Source organism: Rhizobium sp. BK399 (assembly GCF_014194695.1).
Classification (GTDB): Bacteria; Pseudomonadota; Alphaproteobacteria; order Rhizobiales; family Rhizobiaceae; genus Rhizobium.
Window position 1 is genome coordinate 416541 of record NZ_JACIAH010000001.1, and the last position, 19212, is coordinate 435752.

At 62.3% G+C, this 19212-nt stretch carries 22 protein-coding genes; 3 read left to right on the forward strand and 19 right to left on the reverse strand.

Features of this window, described 5'->3' with window-relative positions:
- Positions 1-122 precede the first annotated feature (122 nt).
- Positions 123-1301, forward strand: a complete 1179-nt coding sequence (locus FHT97_RS02110; protein WP_183859560.1) for an MFS transporter — start codon at positions 123-125, stop codon at positions 1299-1301.
- 1 nt (position 1302) lies between these two features.
- Here FHT97_RS02110 and FHT97_RS02115 read toward each other — a convergent pair whose 3' ends face one another.
- From FHT97_RS02115 to FHT97_RS02200, 18 genes are all read right to left on the reverse strand, one after another.
- On the reverse strand, positions 1303-1758 hold the full coding sequence (locus FHT97_RS02115) for a cytochrome c-type biogenesis protein (protein ID WP_183859562.1): 456 nt from the start codon (positions 1756-1758) through the stop codon (positions 1303-1305).
- Positions 1755-3743 (reverse strand): heme lyase CcmF/NrfE family subunit, encoded by a 1989-nt coding sequence (locus FHT97_RS02120; RefSeq protein WP_183859564.1) that lies wholly within the window; start codon positions 3741-3743, stop codon positions 1755-1757. The genes FHT97_RS02115 and FHT97_RS02120 overlap by 4 nt, the downstream gene beginning before the upstream one ends.
- Positions 3740-4192 (reverse strand): cytochrome c maturation protein CcmE, encoded by a 453-nt coding sequence (ccmE, locus tag FHT97_RS02125; RefSeq protein WP_183751788.1) that lies wholly within the window; start codon positions 4190-4192, stop codon positions 3740-3742. The genes FHT97_RS02120 and ccmE overlap by 4 nt, the downstream gene beginning before the upstream one ends.
- Positions 4189-5310 carry a c-type cytochrome biogenesis protein CcmI gene (gene ccmI, locus FHT97_RS02130; protein WP_183751790.1) on the reverse strand — a complete coding sequence of 374 codons (1122 nt, stop codon included), beginning with the start codon at positions 5308-5310 and terminating at the stop codon, positions 4189-4191. Before ccmI ends, ccmE begins: the two co-directional genes overlap by 4 nt.
- Positions 5311-5418: 108 nt before the next feature.
- Entirely contained in the window at positions 5419-5841 is a 423-nt protein-coding gene (locus tag FHT97_RS02135; protein ID WP_183751792.1) for a hypothetical protein, read from the reverse strand.
- Positions 5842-5958: 117 nt separating this feature from the next.
- Entirely contained in the window at positions 5959-7362 is a 1404-nt protein-coding gene (locus FHT97_RS02140) for a HAMP domain-containing sensor histidine kinase (protein WP_183859565.1), read from the reverse strand.
- A complete protein-coding gene (locus FHT97_RS02145) occupies positions 7352-8023 on the reverse strand; it encodes a response regulator transcription factor (RefSeq protein ID WP_183859567.1) in 672 nt (223 codons plus the stop codon). Before FHT97_RS02145 ends, FHT97_RS02140 begins: the two co-directional genes overlap by 11 nt.
- Before the next feature lie 53 nt (positions 8024-8076).
- A complete protein-coding gene (locus FHT97_RS02150) occupies positions 8077-8325 on the reverse strand; it encodes a hypothetical protein (RefSeq protein WP_016553306.1) in 249 nt (82 codons plus the stop codon).
- A gap of 169 nt (positions 8326-8494) precedes the next feature.
- Positions 8495-8710: a hypothetical protein gene (locus tag FHT97_RS02155; protein ID WP_114712099.1), complete on the reverse strand. Its 216-nt coding sequence runs from the start codon at positions 8708-8710 to the stop codon at positions 8495-8497.
- A 22-nt stretch (positions 8711-8732) separates the two neighbouring features.
- The gene (locus tag FHT97_RS02160; protein WP_183859569.1) at positions 8733-12566 is read right to left on the reverse strand and encodes a glycoside hydrolase/phage tail family protein; all 3834 of its coding nucleotides are present in this window, start codon (positions 12564-12566) and stop codon (positions 8733-8735) included.
- A gap of 33 nt (positions 12567-12599) precedes the next feature.
- On the reverse strand, positions 12600-13049 hold the full coding sequence (locus tag FHT97_RS02165; protein WP_183751800.1) for an NlpC/P60 family protein: 450 nt from the start codon (positions 13047-13049) through the stop codon (positions 12600-12602).
- Entirely contained in the window at positions 13046-13930 is an 885-nt protein-coding gene (locus FHT97_RS02170; RefSeq protein WP_183859571.1) for a DUF2163 domain-containing protein, read from the reverse strand. The genes FHT97_RS02165 and FHT97_RS02170 overlap by 4 nt, the downstream gene beginning before the upstream one ends.
- Positions 13927-14568 carry a TIGR02217 family protein gene (locus FHT97_RS02175; RefSeq protein WP_183859573.1) on the reverse strand — a complete coding sequence of 214 codons (642 nt, stop codon included), beginning with the start codon at positions 14566-14568 and terminating at the stop codon, positions 13927-13929. Before FHT97_RS02175 ends, FHT97_RS02170 begins: the two co-directional genes overlap by 4 nt.
- A gap of 7 nt (positions 14569-14575) precedes the next feature.
- Complete coding sequence (locus tag FHT97_RS02180) at positions 14576-15091, reverse strand: phage tail tape measure protein (RefSeq protein ID WP_246712564.1); 516 nt, start codon at positions 15089-15091, stop codon at positions 14576-14578.
- Between the two features lie 19 nt (positions 15092-15110).
- The gene (locus FHT97_RS02185; RefSeq protein WP_210296583.1) at positions 15111-15434 is read right to left on the reverse strand and encodes a rcc01693 family protein; all 324 of its coding nucleotides are present in this window, start codon (positions 15432-15434) and stop codon (positions 15111-15113) included.
- Complete coding sequence (locus FHT97_RS02190) at positions 15356-15712, reverse strand: gene transfer agent family protein (RefSeq protein ID WP_183859577.1); 357 nt, start codon at positions 15710-15712, stop codon at positions 15356-15358. Before FHT97_RS02190 ends, FHT97_RS02185 begins: the two co-directional genes overlap by 79 nt.
- A complete protein-coding gene (locus tag FHT97_RS02195; protein WP_183859579.1) occupies positions 15712-16119 on the reverse strand; it encodes a phage major tail protein, TP901-1 family in 408 nt (135 codons plus the stop codon). The genes FHT97_RS02190 and FHT97_RS02195 overlap by 1 nt, the downstream gene beginning before the upstream one ends.
- Before the next feature lie 85 nt (positions 16120-16204).
- Entirely contained in the window at positions 16205-16849 is a 645-nt protein-coding gene (locus FHT97_RS02200; RefSeq protein WP_183859581.1) for an HAD family hydrolase, read from the reverse strand.
- 238 nt (positions 16850-17087) lie between these two features.
- Between FHT97_RS02200 and FHT97_RS02205 the strand changes: the two genes are divergently transcribed.
- Complete coding sequence (locus tag FHT97_RS02205) at positions 17088-18302, forward strand: MFS transporter (RefSeq protein WP_183860721.1); 1215 nt, start codon at positions 17088-17090, stop codon at positions 18300-18302.
- A gap of 91 nt (positions 18303-18393) precedes the next feature.
- Complete coding sequence (locus FHT97_RS02210; protein ID WP_183859583.1) at positions 18394-18786, forward strand: GFA family protein; 393 nt, start codon at positions 18394-18396, stop codon at positions 18784-18786.
- Between the two features lie 4 nt (positions 18787-18790).
- Here FHT97_RS02210 and FHT97_RS02215 read toward each other — a convergent pair whose 3' ends face one another.
- On the reverse strand, positions 18791-19210 hold the full coding sequence (locus FHT97_RS02215; protein ID WP_183859585.1) for a DUF3168 domain-containing protein: 420 nt from the start codon (positions 19208-19210) through the stop codon (positions 18791-18793).
- Positions 19211-19212 lie beyond the last annotated feature (2 nt).

Sequence of the window (19212 nt, forward strand, 5' to 3'; positions counted from 1 at the left end):
CCGAGCGATGAAAAATTCGTAATGTGCAACAGAGGCGCTGCAATCGGCAGCAGCATTCTCGCCCTCGACTAATGCGCGGGAAGCCGATAATCCTCCTTCCCACAACCGGGGAGGACGAGACAATGGCCCATGTGGTCACGGTGGAAGATTTTGCGCCGGATACCGCCGCGCTTGCCGCCGTTATCTTCGGGGTCACTGCGTTTGCCGTTGCGCAGGGCCTGACTTATCCCTTGATTTCCCTTGTCCTTGAGCATCGCAATGTTTCGCCGAGCCTTATCGGTTTCAACGCCGGTTGTTTCGCGGCGGGCCTTGCAGTTGCAACTTTCGCGGTGACGTGGCTGTCGCGAAAGGTGCGCGGCGATCGCCTGATCGTCGCAGGACTGATCGGCTGTGCCATCAGCCTCGCCACCTTCGCGACTTTCGATATTTTCTGGGTGTGGTGCATCGCCCGCTTTTGTCTCGGCTTCTTCGTCAGCCTGATTTTCATGTTGAGCGAAGCCTGGCTGAACACCGCCTGCCCAGATCGCCTGCGCGGGCGCGTTTCCGGTCTCTATGGCGCGGGCATGTGCGGCGGTTTTGCAGCCGGCCCGCTCGTGATCCCCATCTTCGGGACGGAACAGGGTTTTGCCTTCGCGCTGCTTGCCGTTTACGTCGCCTGTGTCGCCTTCCTGACCATCATCCTCACTCGGAGAGCCCGGACGCTTCCCGAGCAGGCCGCATCGGGGGCGCTCTTCACCTTTGTCAGAACCGCGCCAATGCTCATCTGCATGGTGGTCGCATTCGCATTCGCCGATATTGCCGCAATCGCGGCTATGCCCGTCTATTTCGTCCGCCTCGGCTATTCCGAGGCGTTCGCCGCAATCAGCGTGACCGTGCTTGCGCTGCCGACCGCCCTTGCCCAACCGGTCGTCGGCTGGTTTCTCGACAAGACCTCGCGCTTCGGCGTCGCCATCTGCTCCGGCTTGCTGGCGGGGTTAACCTTCATCGCGATCCCGTTTCTTCAGTCGCAGGCAGCGATTTTGGTGATGTTCGGCATCATGGGCGCGGCGAGCTTTTCGCTCTATACCTGCGCCTTGACGATCCTTGGCGAGCGCTACGCCGGCGATACGCTTGTCGCGGGAAGTGCGGCCTTCGCCCTTGCCTATGCCGTCGGTAGCGCTGCGGGCTCATCGTCCGTCGGCGCGGTGATGGATCTATACTCCCCGTCGGCCGGGCCAATCGCGGCCGGCTGCGTGGTTCTGATGTTTACCGCAGTGCTTGTTGCGTCCGTAGTGCGCAACCGACTCCGGGGACGGCTCTAGGTCATTCGTCGAGCAATTGACTCAAGCGGGCCTGCTCTTCGGCGGTCAGCTTGGAACCTGTCGGTCTGCCTGCCCTCTTCCGCGCGAAGACGATCAGCGAGATGCCGCCTGCGACAACAAGCAGGATCGGCGCGCCCCAAAGCAGGATCGTTTTCGTTTCAAAGCGCGGCTTCAACAGCACGAACTCGCCGTATCGCGAGACGATGTAGTTCACGACCTGCTCGTCGGTATCACCACCGGTCAGCCGCTCACGCACCAGCAGGCGCAAATCCTTGGCAAGCTCGGCATTGGAGTCGTCGATCGACTGGTTCTGGCAGACCATGCAGCGCAGTTCCGCCGAAATCGCGCGCGCCCGCGCCTCCAGCTTCGGATCGGCAAGAACCTCATCCGGATTGACGGCAAACGCAGGAACGGAGGAAAGAAGCACTGCCAGCACGAGGAGGATAGCCCGGATCATTCTGCCGGCTCCATCGCCGGACGCGCGGGCTTTGCTCTTCGGCTCGGCGCGCCGACGCGCAGTCGCCGATCGCTCAGCGAAACGAACCCGCCGGTCGCCATGATCACCGCGCCGCCCCAAATGCAGAGAATGAAAGGCTTCCACCAGATGCGCACCACGATGCCGCCATCGTTCGTCACATCGCCGAGGGACATGTAGAGTTGGCTGAGCCCAAAAGTTAGGATCCCGGCCTCGGTCGTCGGCATCTGGCGCGCCGTGTAGACGCGCTTCGACGACCAGACATCAGCAACCTCGACACCGCCGCGGCTGATGGTGAAGTGGCCCCGCTCTTCACTGTAGTTTGGTCCTGTGGCTGGCTTCATACCGTCGAAGCGCACGAAGTAACCACCCGCCTCGACGCCCTGGCCGGGCTTCATCTCGATGACATGTTCGGTTTCGAAGGTGGTGACCGCGACGATGCCGAGGACCGCAACGCCGAGCCCGGCATGAGCGAGCGCCGTCCCGAACGCCGAGCGCGGCAGGCCGGCCAGGCGTTTCCAGGCAACGGACGCAGCGACCTTGCCCACGCCAGCCCGATACCAAAGATCAGCAATCGCCCCGAAGACCAGGAATAACCCTGCGGCCAGCCCAACCACGGCAAGCACAGGGCCGCCGTGCTCGACATAGAAGAACGCGACTGCCGCAATGAAGGCCAGGATCGCGACCAGATAGAGCCGCTGCAGAACAGCGAGCAAATCACCGCGCTTCCATGCCATGAGCGGGCCGAAAGGAACGATGACCAGCAACGGTGCCATCAGCAAGCCGAAGGTCATATTGAAGAAAGGCGGTCCAACCGAGATCTTATCGCCGGTCAGCGTCTCCAGCAGCAGCGGATAGAGCGTGCCGGTCAGGACGGTGCCGCAAGCGACCGTCAGAATGAGATTGTTCAGGACAAGCGCCCCTTCGCGAGAGATCGGCGCAAACAGGCCGCCCGCCGAGAGCAGCGGCGCGCGGAACGCGAACAGTGACAACGCCCCGCCGATGAAGATCAACAGGATGCACAGGATGAAGACGCCACGCGAAGGATCGCTGGCAAAGGCGTGCACCGAGGTCAAAACGCCCGATCGCACAAGAAAGGTGCCCATCAGGGACAGCGAGAACGTCAGGATCGCGAGCAGGACCGTCCAGATCTTCAGGGCCTCGCGCTTTTCCATGACAAGCGCCGAATGCAACAGCGCCGTCCCGGCAAGCCAAGGCATGAACGATGCGTTCTCGACCGGATCCCAAAACCACCAGCCGCCCCAACCGAGTTCGTAGTAAGCCCAGTACGAACCCATGGCGATGCCTAGCGTCAGGAACGTCCACGCGGCCAGCGTCCAGGGTCGCACCCAACGCGCCCAGGCGGCATCGATGCGGCCTTCGAGGAGAGCTGCCACAGCAAAGGAGAAGCAAACCGAGAAGCCGACATAGCCGAGATAAAGCAGCGGCGGATGGATCGCGAGACCGACATCCTGCAGGACAGGGTTCAGATCCTTCCCCTCGGCCGGTGCAGGATCCAGACGCATGAACGGGTTGGAGGTTAGGAGGATGAAGAGAATGAAGGCCACCGAAATCCACGCCTGCACAGAAAGCACATTCGCCCGCAGCGTGTCGGGCAGGTTGCGCCCAAAGGCAGCCACCAAAGCGCTGAAGAGCACCAGGATCAGCAGCCAGAGCATCATCGAGCCTTCGTGATTGCCCCAAACCCCGGAAAACTTGAAAAGCAACGGCACCAGCGAGTGCGAATTTTCCCAGACGTTCGCCACCGAAAAGTCGGAGACGACGTGAGCGTAGGTCAACACGGCGAAGGAGAAGGCCACCAGCGCGAACATTGCCAGGGAGCCGACGGAGGCCACATCCATCATCGCGCGGTCAAGGCGCCTTGCACCGATAATCGGAACGACGGAAACGACAAGTGCTGTCGCAAGCGCCAGGATGAGCGCGTAGTGGCCGATCTCGATGATCATTGCACTGCTTCCCCTTCTTTCCAAAGGCCTTGCGCCTTCAGCTTGTCGGCGACTTCCTTCGGCATGTATTTCTCGTCATGCTTGGCGAGGACCGTATCGGCCGTGAATACGTCGCTGCCGGTTTCGAAGCGGCCCTCGGTTACCACTCCCTGCCCCTCGCGAAAAAGATCCGGGAGAATGCCGGTATATCGCACCCGGACGAGATCGCCGGTCGCGTCGGTCACGGCAAACTGCACCGTCGATCCGGCGCCGCGGATGATGCTGCCCTCACCGACTAGACCGCCGAGCCGAATCCGGGTTCCCGGCGGCACCGGGTTCTTGGCTATATCTGCCGGCATATAGAAATAGGCCACGGACTGGCTGAAGGCGAACATGACGAGCAGCACGGCGGCAATGATGAAACTCATGCCGCCAGCGATGATTGCCAAGCGCTTCTGCTTGCGCGTCATTCCGTCATTCCTTCTGTCGCGATGTCGAGCTCTCGCGCCACCGCCAGCAGCTTCTTGCCTTGCTCGCTGCTTGCGGGAAACGCTGCCAATCCGCGTTTCAGAGCTCCAACCGCACGATCCTTGTCCCTCAATACGGCATAAGAGCGAACGAGCCGCAACCAGCCCTCGAGATTGTTCGGGTCTTCGGTAAGCTTGGCATCAAGGCTTTCGACCATGCCCTTTATCATTTGTTGCTGATCGCCGGCGTTCATGCCCTCGGCAGCCGCAACGTCCGCCGCAGTTGGGTTGCCTAGTGCGTTCGGTGCCGCGCCGCCATTCTTGGCAACGTGCTCGGCGACCAGCGGCAGCCATGGTGCATCGGCCGGCGACTGCTTGGCGAGCGTCTCGAAGGCCGCCTTGGCATCAGCAGTCCGACCGGCCTGCTCCAAGCCGAGCGCCAGATAGAAGCTTGCCTTTGGATTGTCCGCCTGCAACTGAAGCGACTGCTCCAGCACTTTGCGCACATCCTCGGTGACGACACCGTTCGAGGTCGCCATCAGCGTCTCGGCGAGCCCATCGAGGCGTGCGGCGCTCGGGCCAAGCAGCCGGATCGCATTCCGATACGCGTTCTCTGCGTCGTCAACGCGCATGGTGTTGAAGTAGATCGGCGCCAGGACGTCCCAGCCCTTGCCGTCCTCAGGATTCTGCGCCAAGTGGCGCTCGGCCTTGGCGACGAGGATCGCCATATCGTTGCCGGGGTTCTCAAGTCGAGCTTGCAGCGGCTGTGACGGCAAATCCGGCCGCCCTACCAGAATGTAAAGACAGAGCCCCAAGATCGGCAGGAGCAGCAGCACGAAGGCTTCGGACAGACGGTGGTGCTTGGAAACCTTCCGATCGGCGACAGGCGCGGTGGAGACTGTAATCAGGCGCCGGCCGATTTCGGCCCGCGCATAATCCGCTTCGTCGGCGGAAATCAGCCCGCCGGCGAGGTCGCGATCGAGTTCTCGCAATTGATCGCGATAGACCGCGGACTCCCCGGCGCGCGTGTCATCAACCGCTCTTGCGCCACGCAAAAGCGGGTAAAGCAGAATGGCGGCAATTGCCGCCGTCAGAACGGCCACAAGAATCCAGAAAAGCATAGCCGCCAAATACTCGAAGCAAACGTCTATTCCAACAAGCAAAGCCGCAATGACGATTATTTGAGGCGTTTGGCCGCAACATTTCGCCGGCGGTCAATTCTACGCAGCTTAGCCGAGGGGCGACCAACTGCCATTGTCGTTTCGGCAGGCGGAACCGCGCGCCACCGTCTCCTTGCCGTCGATCGTGACGCTGTGGGTATACTGACGGCAATTCTGCGAGCCTACCTGGTAGGGCGCAGCCGCCACCACTCTGCCGCTGACGTTGCGTCCGCTCCAGACAACCGGCTGCCCCACAGCGGCACCTTCCAGAGCACGATATTCCGCCTCAAGTGCACGCTGACGGTCGCTACTGCTGAGTTCCACACCGCTGCGACCGATGATACCGCCCTGCAAAGCAGCAATGTATGTAGCCGAAGCTGGCGGCTTCCTCGAGAAAAGACCGCCCGAGCTGCTTTTCGTCGATTGGCACCCGGAAAGCGTCATGGCGACGAGAAGCGAGGAAACGATCATGCCTTGCGAACGTAGCATCATTCAGCCGAACCAGAATCAGGTGTCAATCAACGCAGCCACACACGCACCACGCCGTGTCGGCAACAAGGCAAAGCATGCTATGCAAACGCCTGGGTCTATGTGACATCAAGCAGTTGCTCACGCAACATCCTTTGTGATGCCTGGCAAAATAAGGCGGGCCTTCAGTCCCTGCCATTCGCCGCGGGACAATTCGAGCCGCCCTTGGTATTCATTGGAAATCTCCGTCACGATCGAGAGTCCGAGCCCCGTGCCGGGCTTGCTTTCATCCAGCCGCTTGCCGCGCTTCAGCGCCTCGCGAATCTGATCGGGCTCCAGCCCCGGTCCGTCGTCCTCGACGACGAGCTCGACCCAATGGCGACGCCCGCTGCCTTCCGCGCCCTTCACCTCATCGGGCGCCTCTGAAACGGAGAGGCGAACCTTGGTGGCAGCAAAACGAGCGGCGTTCTCAAGCAGGTTGCCGACGACCTCTTCAAGGTCCTGCTGTTCCATCGCGACCGCGAGGTGCGGCGGTGTCACGGTCAGTTCGAATTCCTTGTCGACGTTCAAACGCCGCATAACGCGCACGAGCCGTTCGAGAGCGGGCTCGGCATCGGTGCGGGCGAGCACGGATTCGCGCTGCGCGGCAATGCGGGCGCGGTTCAAATATGATTGCACCTGCCCCTGCATCGCCTCAGCCTGGTTGCGCACGAGATCGCCGTGCGAACGTTCCAGCACGCGTGCCTCGTTGAGCAGCACCGCGATCGGTGTCTTCAGAGAATGCGCGAGATTGCCGACCTGCATGCGCGCCCGCTCGACGATACGGCGGTTGCTGTCGATCAGAGCATTGACTTCGTTGGCGAGCGGCAGGATTTCGCGCGGAAAATCGCCTTTCAAAGCCTCGCTCTCACCGGCGCGAATGCGCTCAAGCGCCGCGCGCGCCTTGTCGAGCGGCTTCAAGCCATAGAGAATGGCCAAGGCGTTGACGATCAGACTGCCGACGCCGAAGCCAGCCAACGCCAGATAGAGACTGTGGGAGAAATTGCGGACGTCATCCTCGACCACGTCGACGTTGCCGCTGACGCGGAAGCGCGCGGCACGACCGTCGGTATCCAGCACAACCTCGGTTTCAGCAACCTGGATCCGGTTCCCCGAGGCATCAGTCACCTGATAGTAGCGCTCATAGTTCTTGTCGAAGGGCGCTTCGAGAACGGACGGAACAGGGATCGAAGCCGAACCAAGCGAGGGTGAGACCAGCGGTTGCGCGGTATAAGTGCCGAGCGGCTCTACGAGCCAATACCAGCCGGTCTTTGGCTGCGCGAAGCGCAGGTCGCCGAGCTGCGGACTGCCGTTCAACGCCCCTTGGTCGCCGATCGTCACCGAATTGACAACATTATAGAGCTGGGCGCGCAGCAGGTCTTGAAAGCCGCGCTCAGCGCTTTTCCGGTAAAGCGTCGAGATCAACAACCCGATGACGACAAGCGCGACGGTCGACCAGATCGTGGTCAGCAGTAGAACGCGTGCAGTAAGCGACTTAATTCGCATTTTTCGGCGCTTGGATGCGGTAGCCAAGCCCGCGCACCGTTTCGATCAAATCAACGCCCATCTTCTTTCGAAGGCGCCCGACGAAAACCTCGATCGTATTGGAATCGCGATCGAAATCCTGGTCGTACATGTGCTCGACCAGCTCGGTGCGCGAAACCACTTCGCCCATATGGTGCATGAGATAGGAAAGCAGCCGGTATTCGTGCGAGGTGAGTTTCAACGCGACGCCATTGACTGTCGCCTTCGAGCTCTTGATGTCGAGGCGCACCGGGCCACAAATGATCTCGGAGGACGAATGCCCCGCCGCACGGCGGATCAAGGCACGGATGCGCGCCAGCACTTCCTCGACGTGGAAAGGTTTGGTGACGTAATCGTCGGCACCGGCGTCGATGCCCGCGACCTTGTCGCTCCAGCGGTCGCGCGCGGTGAGAATCAATACCGGCATGCCGCGCCCTGCGCCGCGCCACTTCTCGAGCACCGTCACGCCGTCCAGTTCCGGCAGGCCGATATCGAGAATGATCGCGTCATAAGGCTCGGTATCGCCAAGGAAGTGGCCCTCCTCGCCATCAAAGGCCTGATCGACGACGTAACCGGCTTCCTTCAACGTGTCGCTGAGCTGCCGGTTCAGGTTGACATCGTCTTCGACTACCAGAATGCGCATCGGTCCGCTTTGCTCCGCTTGATTTCTTCGGCGTCTAGATAGGGCGATTCTGCCTACATCGGAACCTTGACGGTTACTTTGCGCGGGCGCTGTCCGTTACCTTGGACGAGGACGGTGATAATGCAGCTATCGCCCAGAGGCTGGACGGAAAGGAGCTGCCCTCCCGTTTTTTCCACAACCTCGCGTGCGGCCTCGCTGCAATCGCCTGCAACGCGCACCGTCAGGGTACGCGGATTATCCGGTGAGGGCGACGTTACCGCCAGCCCTGCGGCTAGCGCTGCGACGCTCAAGGGAGAGGCCATGTGCAATGCTTTCAATGGATACCAACTTGGCCCAGACTATGTACTCAAGCCACCTGAATGGCAAATGAATGCCTTGTAATCCCTGATGTTTAGAACAGTTTTGAATTCGCGCCACGCGTGTTCAAAACTGTGGGTCGGCGAACGATGTCTTCCGCTCGCCGCGCCGGCTTTAAGGGGCGGATTTGATCGCCGCCTTGGCAGTGACACGCCCGTAAATGGCAAGTAGGCCACCCAGCGCGCCGGCTATGTTGACGACCGAGTCGACCAACTGGCTCTTGTCTGCCGCAGCAAGGTCGATACCGGCAAAATGCAACACGGATGCGACGATCGAGATCAGCGCGCCCCAAATGGTCTTCGAACTGTACCAATCCTTCAGATCTATCATCTTCTCTCCTTCACGATGAAATTTAGAAAGCACATGTCACGCGTGCAGGAATGCCGAGCGGCACGCGTTCGCCCAGTTGCCGAATACGCAGGCTGAGACTGTTTTGCGGTTGTCCGAAATCGGCAAGTTCGTCGGCGGACGGATAGATCCACTGCGCTCTGTCGGATTCGTTCGCTCTCAGAACGACGTCGCCATCCAGAATTTCGACACGATACCGCTCGAACGGCTCGTCGAGGGGAATATCGGCTGCGAGCCAACTGTCGGCGCTGTCGCGCCCGCGCCTGATCCAGGTGATCTTCACGCCGTTGTCGCCGCGTGCGCATCGGATGTGGACGGGGGCAAGCGGCGTCTGCGCCCGCAACCCGCCCTCGAAGGCGAAGGGACCTGTCTTCCCCGTCGATGAGGCCGTTTCGGCAATCCAATTCAATCGCAGGCCCATTTCGTCGCTGCCGAGGCCAAGCGGTTTCACCGCCTCGTCGAGCAGCACAACGGCCGATCCGACTGCTGCCCCCGAAAACATCGCATCCTCCGTGCCGGCAAGCCCCCGCAGCAAGCCGCGCAGCGCCCAACGCCCGCGCGATATCTCCTCGGCCTCTCGGAACGCCAGGACTTCCCAGACATTGCGGACCGACAAGACCGCCAGAAGGTTGGCGCCGTTCAGGACTGAAGTCGCAGGTGCCGAGGCGAGGCCGCCATAGGACAGATCGAGTTCAAGCGGTCGCGACCAGTCGAAGCGGCCGATAACCCCTGCCGCAAGCGCACTTGTCAACGTGCCGATCCGCGCCGGCCGATCGAGCAGCACCCTACCCTTGTAACCTTCGCTCGTGGGAGACGACGACAGCCCGACCGTCGTCCACGGTTTTGCAAAGACTGCGCCCCGGGCATAGCTCGACGGATCGTTGCCATCGAACCGCGGCAGGTCAATCAAGTGGACGATCGGGGAAAACAGGTTCGAGCCGCCCTCGCCGCTCGGCTTTCCGGCGGCAATCGTCCCCGCCGTACTGCCGACAGACGAGGCGAATTCGCGCGCCTCCACCCGGCGTGCCTCACCATCCTCGACGCGGCTGATCAGGAACCGGCCCGGTGGTCCGGGCAGCGCAATTACGTCGCCAGTCTGGATACGCACCTCATTCGGCGGAAGCGAGAACCGGATGGACCGCCGGGCAACGCGATTGTCGCGCAGCAATGCCTCGGCGGCGGCAAGCGCCGTCTCCTCGGGCATGACGGCATTGAGGTCCTGCTCAATGATCCGATTTGTCGATTGCGACACGCGATGGGAGCGAGCGCTTGCCTGCTCGTAATCGAGGTCGGGATTGTAGAAGCTCAGCAGGGCTTCAGCCGCAAAATCACTGTCATGACCACGCGTTTCCTGCCATAGCGGCTCGTCTTCGCGGTCCACAAGAATGTCGACCGGCAGCGCCGGCAGGCTCGCCCACATGCGCGACCGGAAGCGCAGACGCCCCGCATCCTCGATCGCATCGATCTGAAACGCTTCCAGGAGCGGCTCGATCAGCCTGCGCGCGGATGCGATATCCCCCTGCACATATCCCAACAGATCGCCGCTCACCTCAGACACGTCGAAATTGTCAAAGCCGTGATCTCGCAGCAGAGCAGCCACCACCTCAGCCAGCGTGCCGCTGCCGAGCCTGCCGTTCAGCCAATGTCCGATACGCCAGTTGGCACCGTCGTTCCATGTCGAGGTATTCTGCGGAAAGGCAGGAAAGGGCCGCGCGTCCCACGACCAGACGAAAAGGTGCGCCGGATCGACCATTCCGGCCAGAGGACCGCCACCGCCCCACCACGTGTGATGGGCCTCCAGAAAACGCCGCTGCATGGTGTCGGCGCGCGTACGGTTGGAAAAGTAGGGAACAGCACTTTCCGCGGACTTGGGATCGGCAAAGATGTTCGGTTGGTTTGCGCCCTTGTCGATGGCACCGCAGCCTAGTTCGGTGAACCAGACAGGCTTGCTGCGCGGAAGCCACGATGTCGGCGTCGGGATTTCCACGCCGCCGATCCGCTCATGATGCTGATCGGACCACCAACCCGCGATATCCTTGTAGCGGAAAACCCAAGGCTTTCCGACAAGCTCGTCCGAAATCGGACTACGCTGCCTCGCCCGGCGAGCCGCATCGCTCGCGTAATACCAATCGAAACCCTCGCCTGCAGTGATCGCGGTGGTCAACGCCCGGAAGTCATCGCCGGTCCGGAAACCATCAGGATTGGCGTTCGCGAGATCGTCGTCCCGCCAGTCCGCCAGTGGCATGTAGTTGTCGATGCCGATGGCATCGATCGCCGGCGACGACCAGAGCGGATCGAGGTTGAAATAGACGTCGCCGCTTCCATCCTGCGGATGGTAGCCGAAGTATTCGCTCCAATCGGCACCGTAAGTCAGTTTCGTCGCCGGCAGGAGCGACTTCACATCGGCTGCGAGAGCCGTCAGCGCCGCGACGAATGGAAAGCTGTTGGCTCCATCGCGCACCTGCGTCAGCCCGCGCAATTCCGATCCGACAATGAACCCGTCGACACCACCCGCCGCCTTTGCCAGTTGCGCGTAGTGCAGGATGAAGCGGCGGTAACTGGCCTCGCCGCCGACATAGGTCACACGCTGCCCGTCAACGAAAAAATCGGTTGCCTGCGCCGCCCCGGTGAAGGCGGACAGTTGGCCTGCAGCCTCTGCGGTCCGGTCCACGGTTTCCACCTGGCCAATCGCCGGATAGCAGGTGATCCGCCCTCGCCAGGGATAGGAAGGCTGAGCCGAAGCCCCATAGGGATCCGGGAGGCTGTTGCCGGCTGGAATATCCATCATCACGAAGGGATAGAGGTAGACCGCCAACCCACGCGCCTTGAGATCGGCAATTGCCGAGACAACACTCGCGTCGTCGGGCGTGCCGCCATAGGCGGGACCGCCGCCGCTCCTGCTGACAAGGTGAGCGGTTCCGCGCAAGTAGCCGGAGACCGACCATGGGCTGCTTTCGTTGCGCGCCGACACTTCCACGCCCGGCAGGATCTGACATTCGCCCGCGCGCAGGTCGGTCCCGAACCATGAGACGACAAGCGCAACACGCTCGAGATTTGGGCAGAGCGCCGTCAGCTCGTCGATCGAGACCTCCCAGTCGGTCAGCCCCTGCAGGCTGTTGCGGTTCAGGACTCGCGCGCTGCCTGCCCCGGTGCTTTCGGAGACGGCGACCGTGCGATAACCATGCTCGGTCGCGCCGGGAATGATGCAGACAGCCTTGATCTGGTTTTCCAGCGTGCCGATCGGGCGGATCACCTCGAACTGCAGCAAAGGAATGCGGTTACCATAGGAATCCAACGGCAACCGCTCGAAGACGACATAGGCAAGCCCGCGATAGGCGGGCGCCATGCCCGCTCCCTGCTTCGCCTCGATCAAGGGATCCGGCTGCTGATCACGATCCCCGGGATAGAACCGCATCTCGATCTGCGTCAGGTCGAGCTCCTTGCCATCAGCCCAGACCCGGCGAACACAGGCGACAGGTCCCTCGCTAAGCCCGATCGCCAGATTGGCAAAGTAGCGGAATGTCTCGACCCGCGCGCCACTCGACGACTTTCCGCCCCTGCGCTCGCTCGTCACCTGCTCCTCGAAGCGTGTCGCCCAGATCAGCGTTCCGCCCACGCGTGCCGTTCCGTAAACCCTGTTGATCGCCGTCCCTTCGTCTGCGCCGGGGATGCGCGCCGTCGAAAGGTGCGCCCCGCGAACCGTCGAGCTGCGGGAAAGCAAGGCGTGATCGACGACGCTTCCGGCGAGCGCGCCGGCTGCGCGGCCGATGACAGCGCCAACCGGGCCGAAGACACTGCCGAGAGCAGCGCCGGCCGCTTGAAAGAGAAGTGTTGCCATGAACCACCGGAAAATGAAGAGGAATTGCCGGCTTCAGCCGGAAACGGAGCAACGTTCGGGAAAGCGAAACACAGCCACAATCCGCCTGCGCCAACTCGGCACCAGCGGCGAACAGACGACCGAAGCCTGCTCATAGGCATGGATGAATTGCCGTTCGCCGGCGAGAATGCCGGCATGCTTCGCCGCCATATCCGGCCGCCAGCGGAACAGCAGCACATCGCCCGGCTGCGCTTGCGTCAGCGGCAGCGGCGTTCCGAAGTGTTTCAGCGCCGCAGCCATCAGGCGGTCCGTGCCGCTGCGCTCGGCCCAGTCAGGCGCATAGGGCGGCGGGAGTTCCGGTTCGTCGCCATAGACGTCCCGCCACACGCCACGGATCAAGCCGAGACAATCGCACCCGACGCTTTTGGTCGACGCCTGGTGGCGATAGGGCGTTCCGATCCAGCTCTCGGCAGCGTTCAGCACCTTCTCTGCAAAGGGTCTCATTTGAACAGCGCGCTCCCGTCGTGAACGGTCTCGTCATCGGCGTAGGTGTACGCGAAGTCTGCACCTGGTATGTGCGGAAACCCTTGAAAATTCAGTTGGTTGGAAAACTTTGTTCGGCAGGTGGCAAAAGCCTTGTCGCATCCGGCCGTCAACCGGACCCGGTCGCCGATCTCAGGCAGGACGGTCAGCGGCAGCCACAATGTCACCTCGCCTTCCGTCTCAGAATACGACTCGGCGATCCCGCCTTGCCCCTCGGCTACGCCATCAAGAAAAGCCAGTTCCCCGAAACGGAAGAAGCCGTCGCCCAAGCTGCCGATACCGGAAACCTGGATATGGCTTTCATCACGCACCAGCACCACGATGCCTTCAGCGCGAAACTGCGGCTGGGCCAGATCGACACCGCACCTGCCGTCCCCAAGCGCCGCATCACAACGCCTGCCGTAGACGCGCCCCTGCGGCTGGTTCAGGCGATGGGCAAAGCTTCGAAGCTCGGCACGAAACTGACCGGCATCGCGAACGACCTCGCCGATTTCCTGCACCTTGATCAGCAAGTGCTGCGCGGGCACCGACCAGTTGACGAGGAAAACCTCCACGCGGGCGCCGTCATAGGCGCCGCGTTGAAGGTCGTCCTCGGTGATCGCATCGCTGGAGAAGCCGCCCGCAACGTCGCTGGTCGCCTCCGGGAGACCGGCCTCCTCCTCGGTCGCACTTGCAGAGAAGCCACTGGCAGCGGTGAAGCTGGTATCGGCGAAGGCGAGGTCGTGGTCATGCTCGGTAAAACCGAGGACGACGCCATCTCGCCTCATCACTCGCCAGGCATGGCAAAGTGTCGTCGCGTCGCAATCGAGATGCATCGCCAGAGATGGGTCGATGGTTCTCACGGTACAATCTCCGTCAGCGGAATTGTCGGGATCCGTCCGGTGTTGAAGGCCGACAGATTGACGTCGATCCGACCCGTCGCGAAGCGAACCGGCACATCGAATTCGAAGCCTGCGGTAATGGCAGCACCCGCAGCAGGAATATGACCGGCAGCAAAGCTGACGAGGCCAGTCGCGGCATCGCAGGCAAAGGCGGAAGGGCCTTGCTCGACGCCATCCACGGCAACGATCACCGAGTCTGCCGCCGGCTTGCGGATGGTTCGAACGGTGCTCGCGGCCGCGTCTCCGTAGGTCTTGGCAAGCTGAAAGCTCGCCGTCGTGCCGTCTCCGGTGCCGATAAGCTGATCGAATGCCGTCACCGGCACATCCGGTCGCCCAGTCGTCCAATCGACCGGATCGCGAAAGCGAAACCCATAGAGTTCACCGCTGCGCGCCTCGAAAAACTCCAGGACCTCATAGAGATCGGTGAAAGAGCGCAGCCCAGAGCCCGCATCGTAGCTGCGCCGCGCATCGCGCCAGCGGCTGTTGCGGCTTTCGCGGCCGTTGGAAAGGTTGACGATGTCGGTGCGCCTGACAGGGCCGCCGCTCGTCGAGAGCGACAGGCGCAGCGGAAAGCGCACCTCGTGGAAGCCGTTTGCCATGATTGCCTCAAAGGTTGCGCTGGCCGCGCATCGCCGTGCGCGCCAGCATCGCAGAGATCTGCGCTTCGCTCTTCTGAAAGCTCTGCGCATCCGAAGTCGTGACGTTGAAGACGATCTGCGGGCCGGCCGATCCGCCTGACGCAGCAACGCCGAGCGCACCATCGGCGCCCCGTTTCAGCGGCAGGATCGCCTCGCTGCCAGCCTCGCCCATCAGGCCCATGTTGCCGCCCATCGGGAAGTAGGTCGGCTGCGAAACCACGCCGCCATCGGCGAAAGGCAGGAGCTTGCCGAAACCGCCGAGAAGGTTCGACGCAGCGCCCGAGATCATCGTCTCCAGCGGCTTCAATCCGGCCGACAGCGCGATATCGGCGAGCCGATTGCCGAGGCTGCGCAGCACATCATCGAGGCCCTTGCCGCCATCGGCAGCACTGCGCAGCGCGCTCGACAGCGCCGAGCCGAACGAGCGCGAGCGGGTCTCTAGGCCATCGAGCGTACGTTGCAGGGTTTCGGCCTGCACGGCCATGGCGGAGAGGTCGGCGTCGTCAGTCTCCATGATCGTTCCTTCGTTTCGAGGGTGTCAGGCCGTCCGGAAATTGCGCCATCAGCGCGCCGAGATCGGCCCGGGCGACGGCGCTGCGCGGCGCCAATCCACCGGCAACGGCGTGAAATTCGACGGGTGTCATTGTCCAGAAGATTGCGGGAGGCAGCCGCAGCAGACAGAGGCCGACGTGGAGGACGCGCGCCCAGGGGAAAGGCGTCGCGCGATCGGCCTCGATATCTGCTGCGGCTAAAGGGGGCGCGCGGCAATCTCCGCGCTCTCCCCGATGAATGTCGCGGCAAGCAGGTTGCCGACGACAACAGCGCAACCGGCAATGCCGCCATCGATGCTGGCCTCCGCCACTTCCTGATCGGAATAGAGATTGCCGCCGCCGCGAAGGCCGGCGCCGATGATGCGGATCATGTCGGCTGCCTTCAGCTGTCCGCGCGAGAAGCGCTCGGCCAGACCCACGAGATTGTCCGTGGAAAACGCTGTCTCCAGTTCCGCCAACGCGCCGAGCGTCAGGCAAAGGATCCGCTGTTCACCATCGATGACAGCCTCGATCTCGCCGCGGCGCCGGTTCGCCCTTGCACCCGCCGCCCGCATCAGAGCGCCTCGAAGTTGATGGCGCCGGCCGACTCCAGCGCCAGCTCGAACATCACCTCGCCGTTATACTGGCCGGAATATTCGAGCGCGCTCGCCTGGAACGGTCCCGTCACCATGCCGAAACCGGGGACGATGATCTGCCAGCTCAGGATCGACGCGTTGAAGAAGGCATTCCGCACCAGGCCATCGGAGGCTGCATCCTTGAAGATGCCGGCGCCCGAGACCGACGCGCGCTGCACGCCGGCGCCACCCAGCAGCTCACGCCAGCGCCCGGCGCTCTCGGCGTCGGTGACGTCGACGGTTTCAGCGTTGAATGCCAGCCGTTTCGACCGCAGCCCTGCTACCGTTTCGTAAGCCGTGCCGTTGAATATCTTCAGGAGCAGGTCCTTGCCCTTCTGCGCCACCATCGTCCGATCCTTTCGACATGAAAAAGGCGCCCGAAGGCGCCGTCGTGCAGTTCCAAATGGGAGCCTCGCTCCGGTGCGTTGTCCCTTACAGCCACCATTCGCGCAGGCGCGGATGGCGCCGGATGTCCTGCTCACTGCAGTAGGCCGTGCCGTCCCATCCCGCCTGCGCCGCCAGCGCTACAATCTCGGGCTGATCGTCGAAAAACAGCGGGCGCTCATCGCCGGAAATCCCCAGTGCGGCGTTGATAGCCTCGAAGAAACGGATATCTTTTTTGGGATGACCGATCTCGGCGCTGTAGAAAATGCCGTCGAAGAGCCTGGAAAGGCCAAGGTCGTTCCACAAATATCGTGCGCGGAAATGTTCCTGGCCGGTTGCCAGATACAGCTTCATATCGGCTGCCCGGCGCAGCTCGGACACCAGCTCAATAACCGATGCATTGAGATTTGAATCTTTTTCAAACCAATACTGCATGAAAGAGCTCACGCTGCCGGCATAGCCAACCTGCGGAAGCACTTCGGCAAGCGCTGTCTTCAAATCGCTTTGCCCAGTCACGCATGCAAACATCCGGCTTTGGGAGCGATCGCCAGGCGTTCCGAAAAAGAGCTGTTGGAACGCATCGCGATCCACACCCAGATCGTCTTCGATTGTCATATCCCAAGGCTTGCGCAGTTCCGGATTGGCGTGCCATCCATCGATCAGCACACCGTCGACATCGAAGAAGATTTTCACCGTCCACTCGCTTTGTTGAATCGCAATCCAACACAACTTACGCCAACGGTGCCGCCATGCAACCACAATGGCCGATTGTGCTCGACGCTGCGATCGGTTCTCTCCTGAGCGGCAGCTCCGACAGAGAAAACAGGCGCAGCCGGCGCCCGTAGGTGTCATCCACTTGTCACTTTCAACCAGTCGGCGAAGCTGCTACGACCTTGCCCGCCCCTACCCCATTCGCGTCAAAGCCCGCCTCATGTCTCGATCCATCCCCCTGCGCTCGGTGCAGATGATTGCCGTGCTTGCCGTCACGCAGCTGATTGGCTGGGGCACCACCTTCGACATGCTCGGTGTCATGGGGCGCGTCATCGCGCCGGATCTCGGCTTGCCGAACGAGGTGGTCTTCGGTGGGCTCAGCATCATGATGGTTGTCAGTGCCCTCGCCGGCCCGACGACCGGCCGGCTGCTCGCCCGACATGGAGCCGCGCGCGTGCTCGCCGCCGCCTCGATTACCTTCACGATCGGCCTGTTGCTGTTGTCAGCCGCGCACGGCATCGTCCTCTATGGGCTTGCCTGGATCGCCATCGGCGCCGGTGGCGCCTTCGGCCTTTCCGCTCCGGCCTACACCGCCGTCGTCGAGCGCGCCGGCCCCGACAGCAAACGGGTGATTGCCATCCTGATGCTGTTCACCGGCCTTTCGAGCGCGATCTTCTGGCCGATCCTCAGCCAGCTCAACGCGACCGCCGGTTGGCGCATGACGTTTCTCATCTGCGCGGCGTTGCAGTTCTTTGTCTGCCTGCCGCTGCATGTTTTCGCCCTGCCGAAGCCGATCGCCTTCGCAGCCGACGGCAGCACCGCGCAGGAAACGCCGGTGCCGCTTTCGCCTGCGGGACAACGCAAGGCCTTCCTGCTGATTGCCGCCGCAACGACGATCTCGACCTTCGTGACTTTCGGCGTATCGCCATCGCTGCTCGAAATACTGCGCCAGTCCGGCGCCTCACCGGCGCTGGCGCTGCAGCTCGGTTCGGCGCGCGGCGTGATCGGCATCTCGGCTCGCTTTCTGGACATGCTCCTCGGGCGTCGCGGCAATCCGATCCTCAGCGCCGCGATGGGCGTGAGCCTGATGGTCTCAAGCTTCCTGATGATGCTGCTGATACCGCCCTCGACGCCGCTGCTGGTTACCTTCATCCTGCTCTATGGCTTCGGTTCTGGTGTCATGACCGTTGCCCGCGCACTGCTGCCGCTTGCCCTGTTCTCGCCGCGCGAATTCGGGCTGCAATCAGCCCGCCTGTCGCTACCGCAAAACCTCGCCAATGCCGTCGCACCCGTCGTTTTCACGGCGGTCCTCGATCGCGCCGGTGCAGGAACCGCAATCGCGACCTGCGCCGCGCTCGCGGTCATTTCGCTCGGCTTCGTGCTGATGCTGGCAGCGCAGGTCAAGGCAGCGACCCGGGTATACGAACCGGCCTGAGATGCAGGCAGCTGCGGCAACGGGCGGGACATCTGAGATCACTGTCCCATCTTCAAACCAAGTAGCCCATCGCTCTTGGAGGAAAAGCAACATGGACCGGTTCACTGGTGGGTGCCGCTGCGGCAATGTCCGCCTCGTGGCAACTGGACGCCCCTATCGGGTCGGCATTTGCCATTGCCTCGACTGCCGCAAGCATCATGGCGCACTTTTCCATGCATCGGCGATCTTTCCCCAAGATGCCGTGACGATCGAAGGAGAAACAGGTGCGTACGACGGGCGCTTCTTCTGCCCCCGATGCGGCTCCCCGGTTTTCGGGCGCTCCGGAGATGAAGTCGAGGTGAACCTCGGATCGCTCGATGCTCCCGACCAGTTGCAGCCAACTTACGAACTCTGGACCATCCGCCGCGAATCCTGGCTGCCGCCGTTTCCGCTGGCGAGACATTACGAACGCGATCGCGACGCCGCGAGCCGCTACGAGAAGTAGCCCGCTACGCCGTGACGGCGGCAATCGGCTCCGTGACAGCGCGAAAGCGCAGTTCGGCAACATACAGCTTCGTCTTCGCTTCACGCCGGCTCTGTGTCCTGACATACAGAAGGCTGACGAGGTGGTGCTGGCCAAGATCGAGCGCCGCATCCTGCAGCAGGGCATGGAGACGCGCGGCCACCAACTGCGCCTGCTTTCGTCCACCGGTATCGATCCAGATTTCGAGCGACAACAGGTGCTCCTCGCCTCTCTCCGTCGAGGTCGAATAGTCGTTGCTGACGAGTTCCCCGATCAGCACGCAAGGAAGCTTTCGCCCGATCACCAGCCGATCGCGGATACCGTCCTCACCGATCATCCCAAGAAGCTCGGCATCGCCGCTCAGGCATGCATGGATCGCCATCAGCAATTCATTGGCTGCGCTCATCG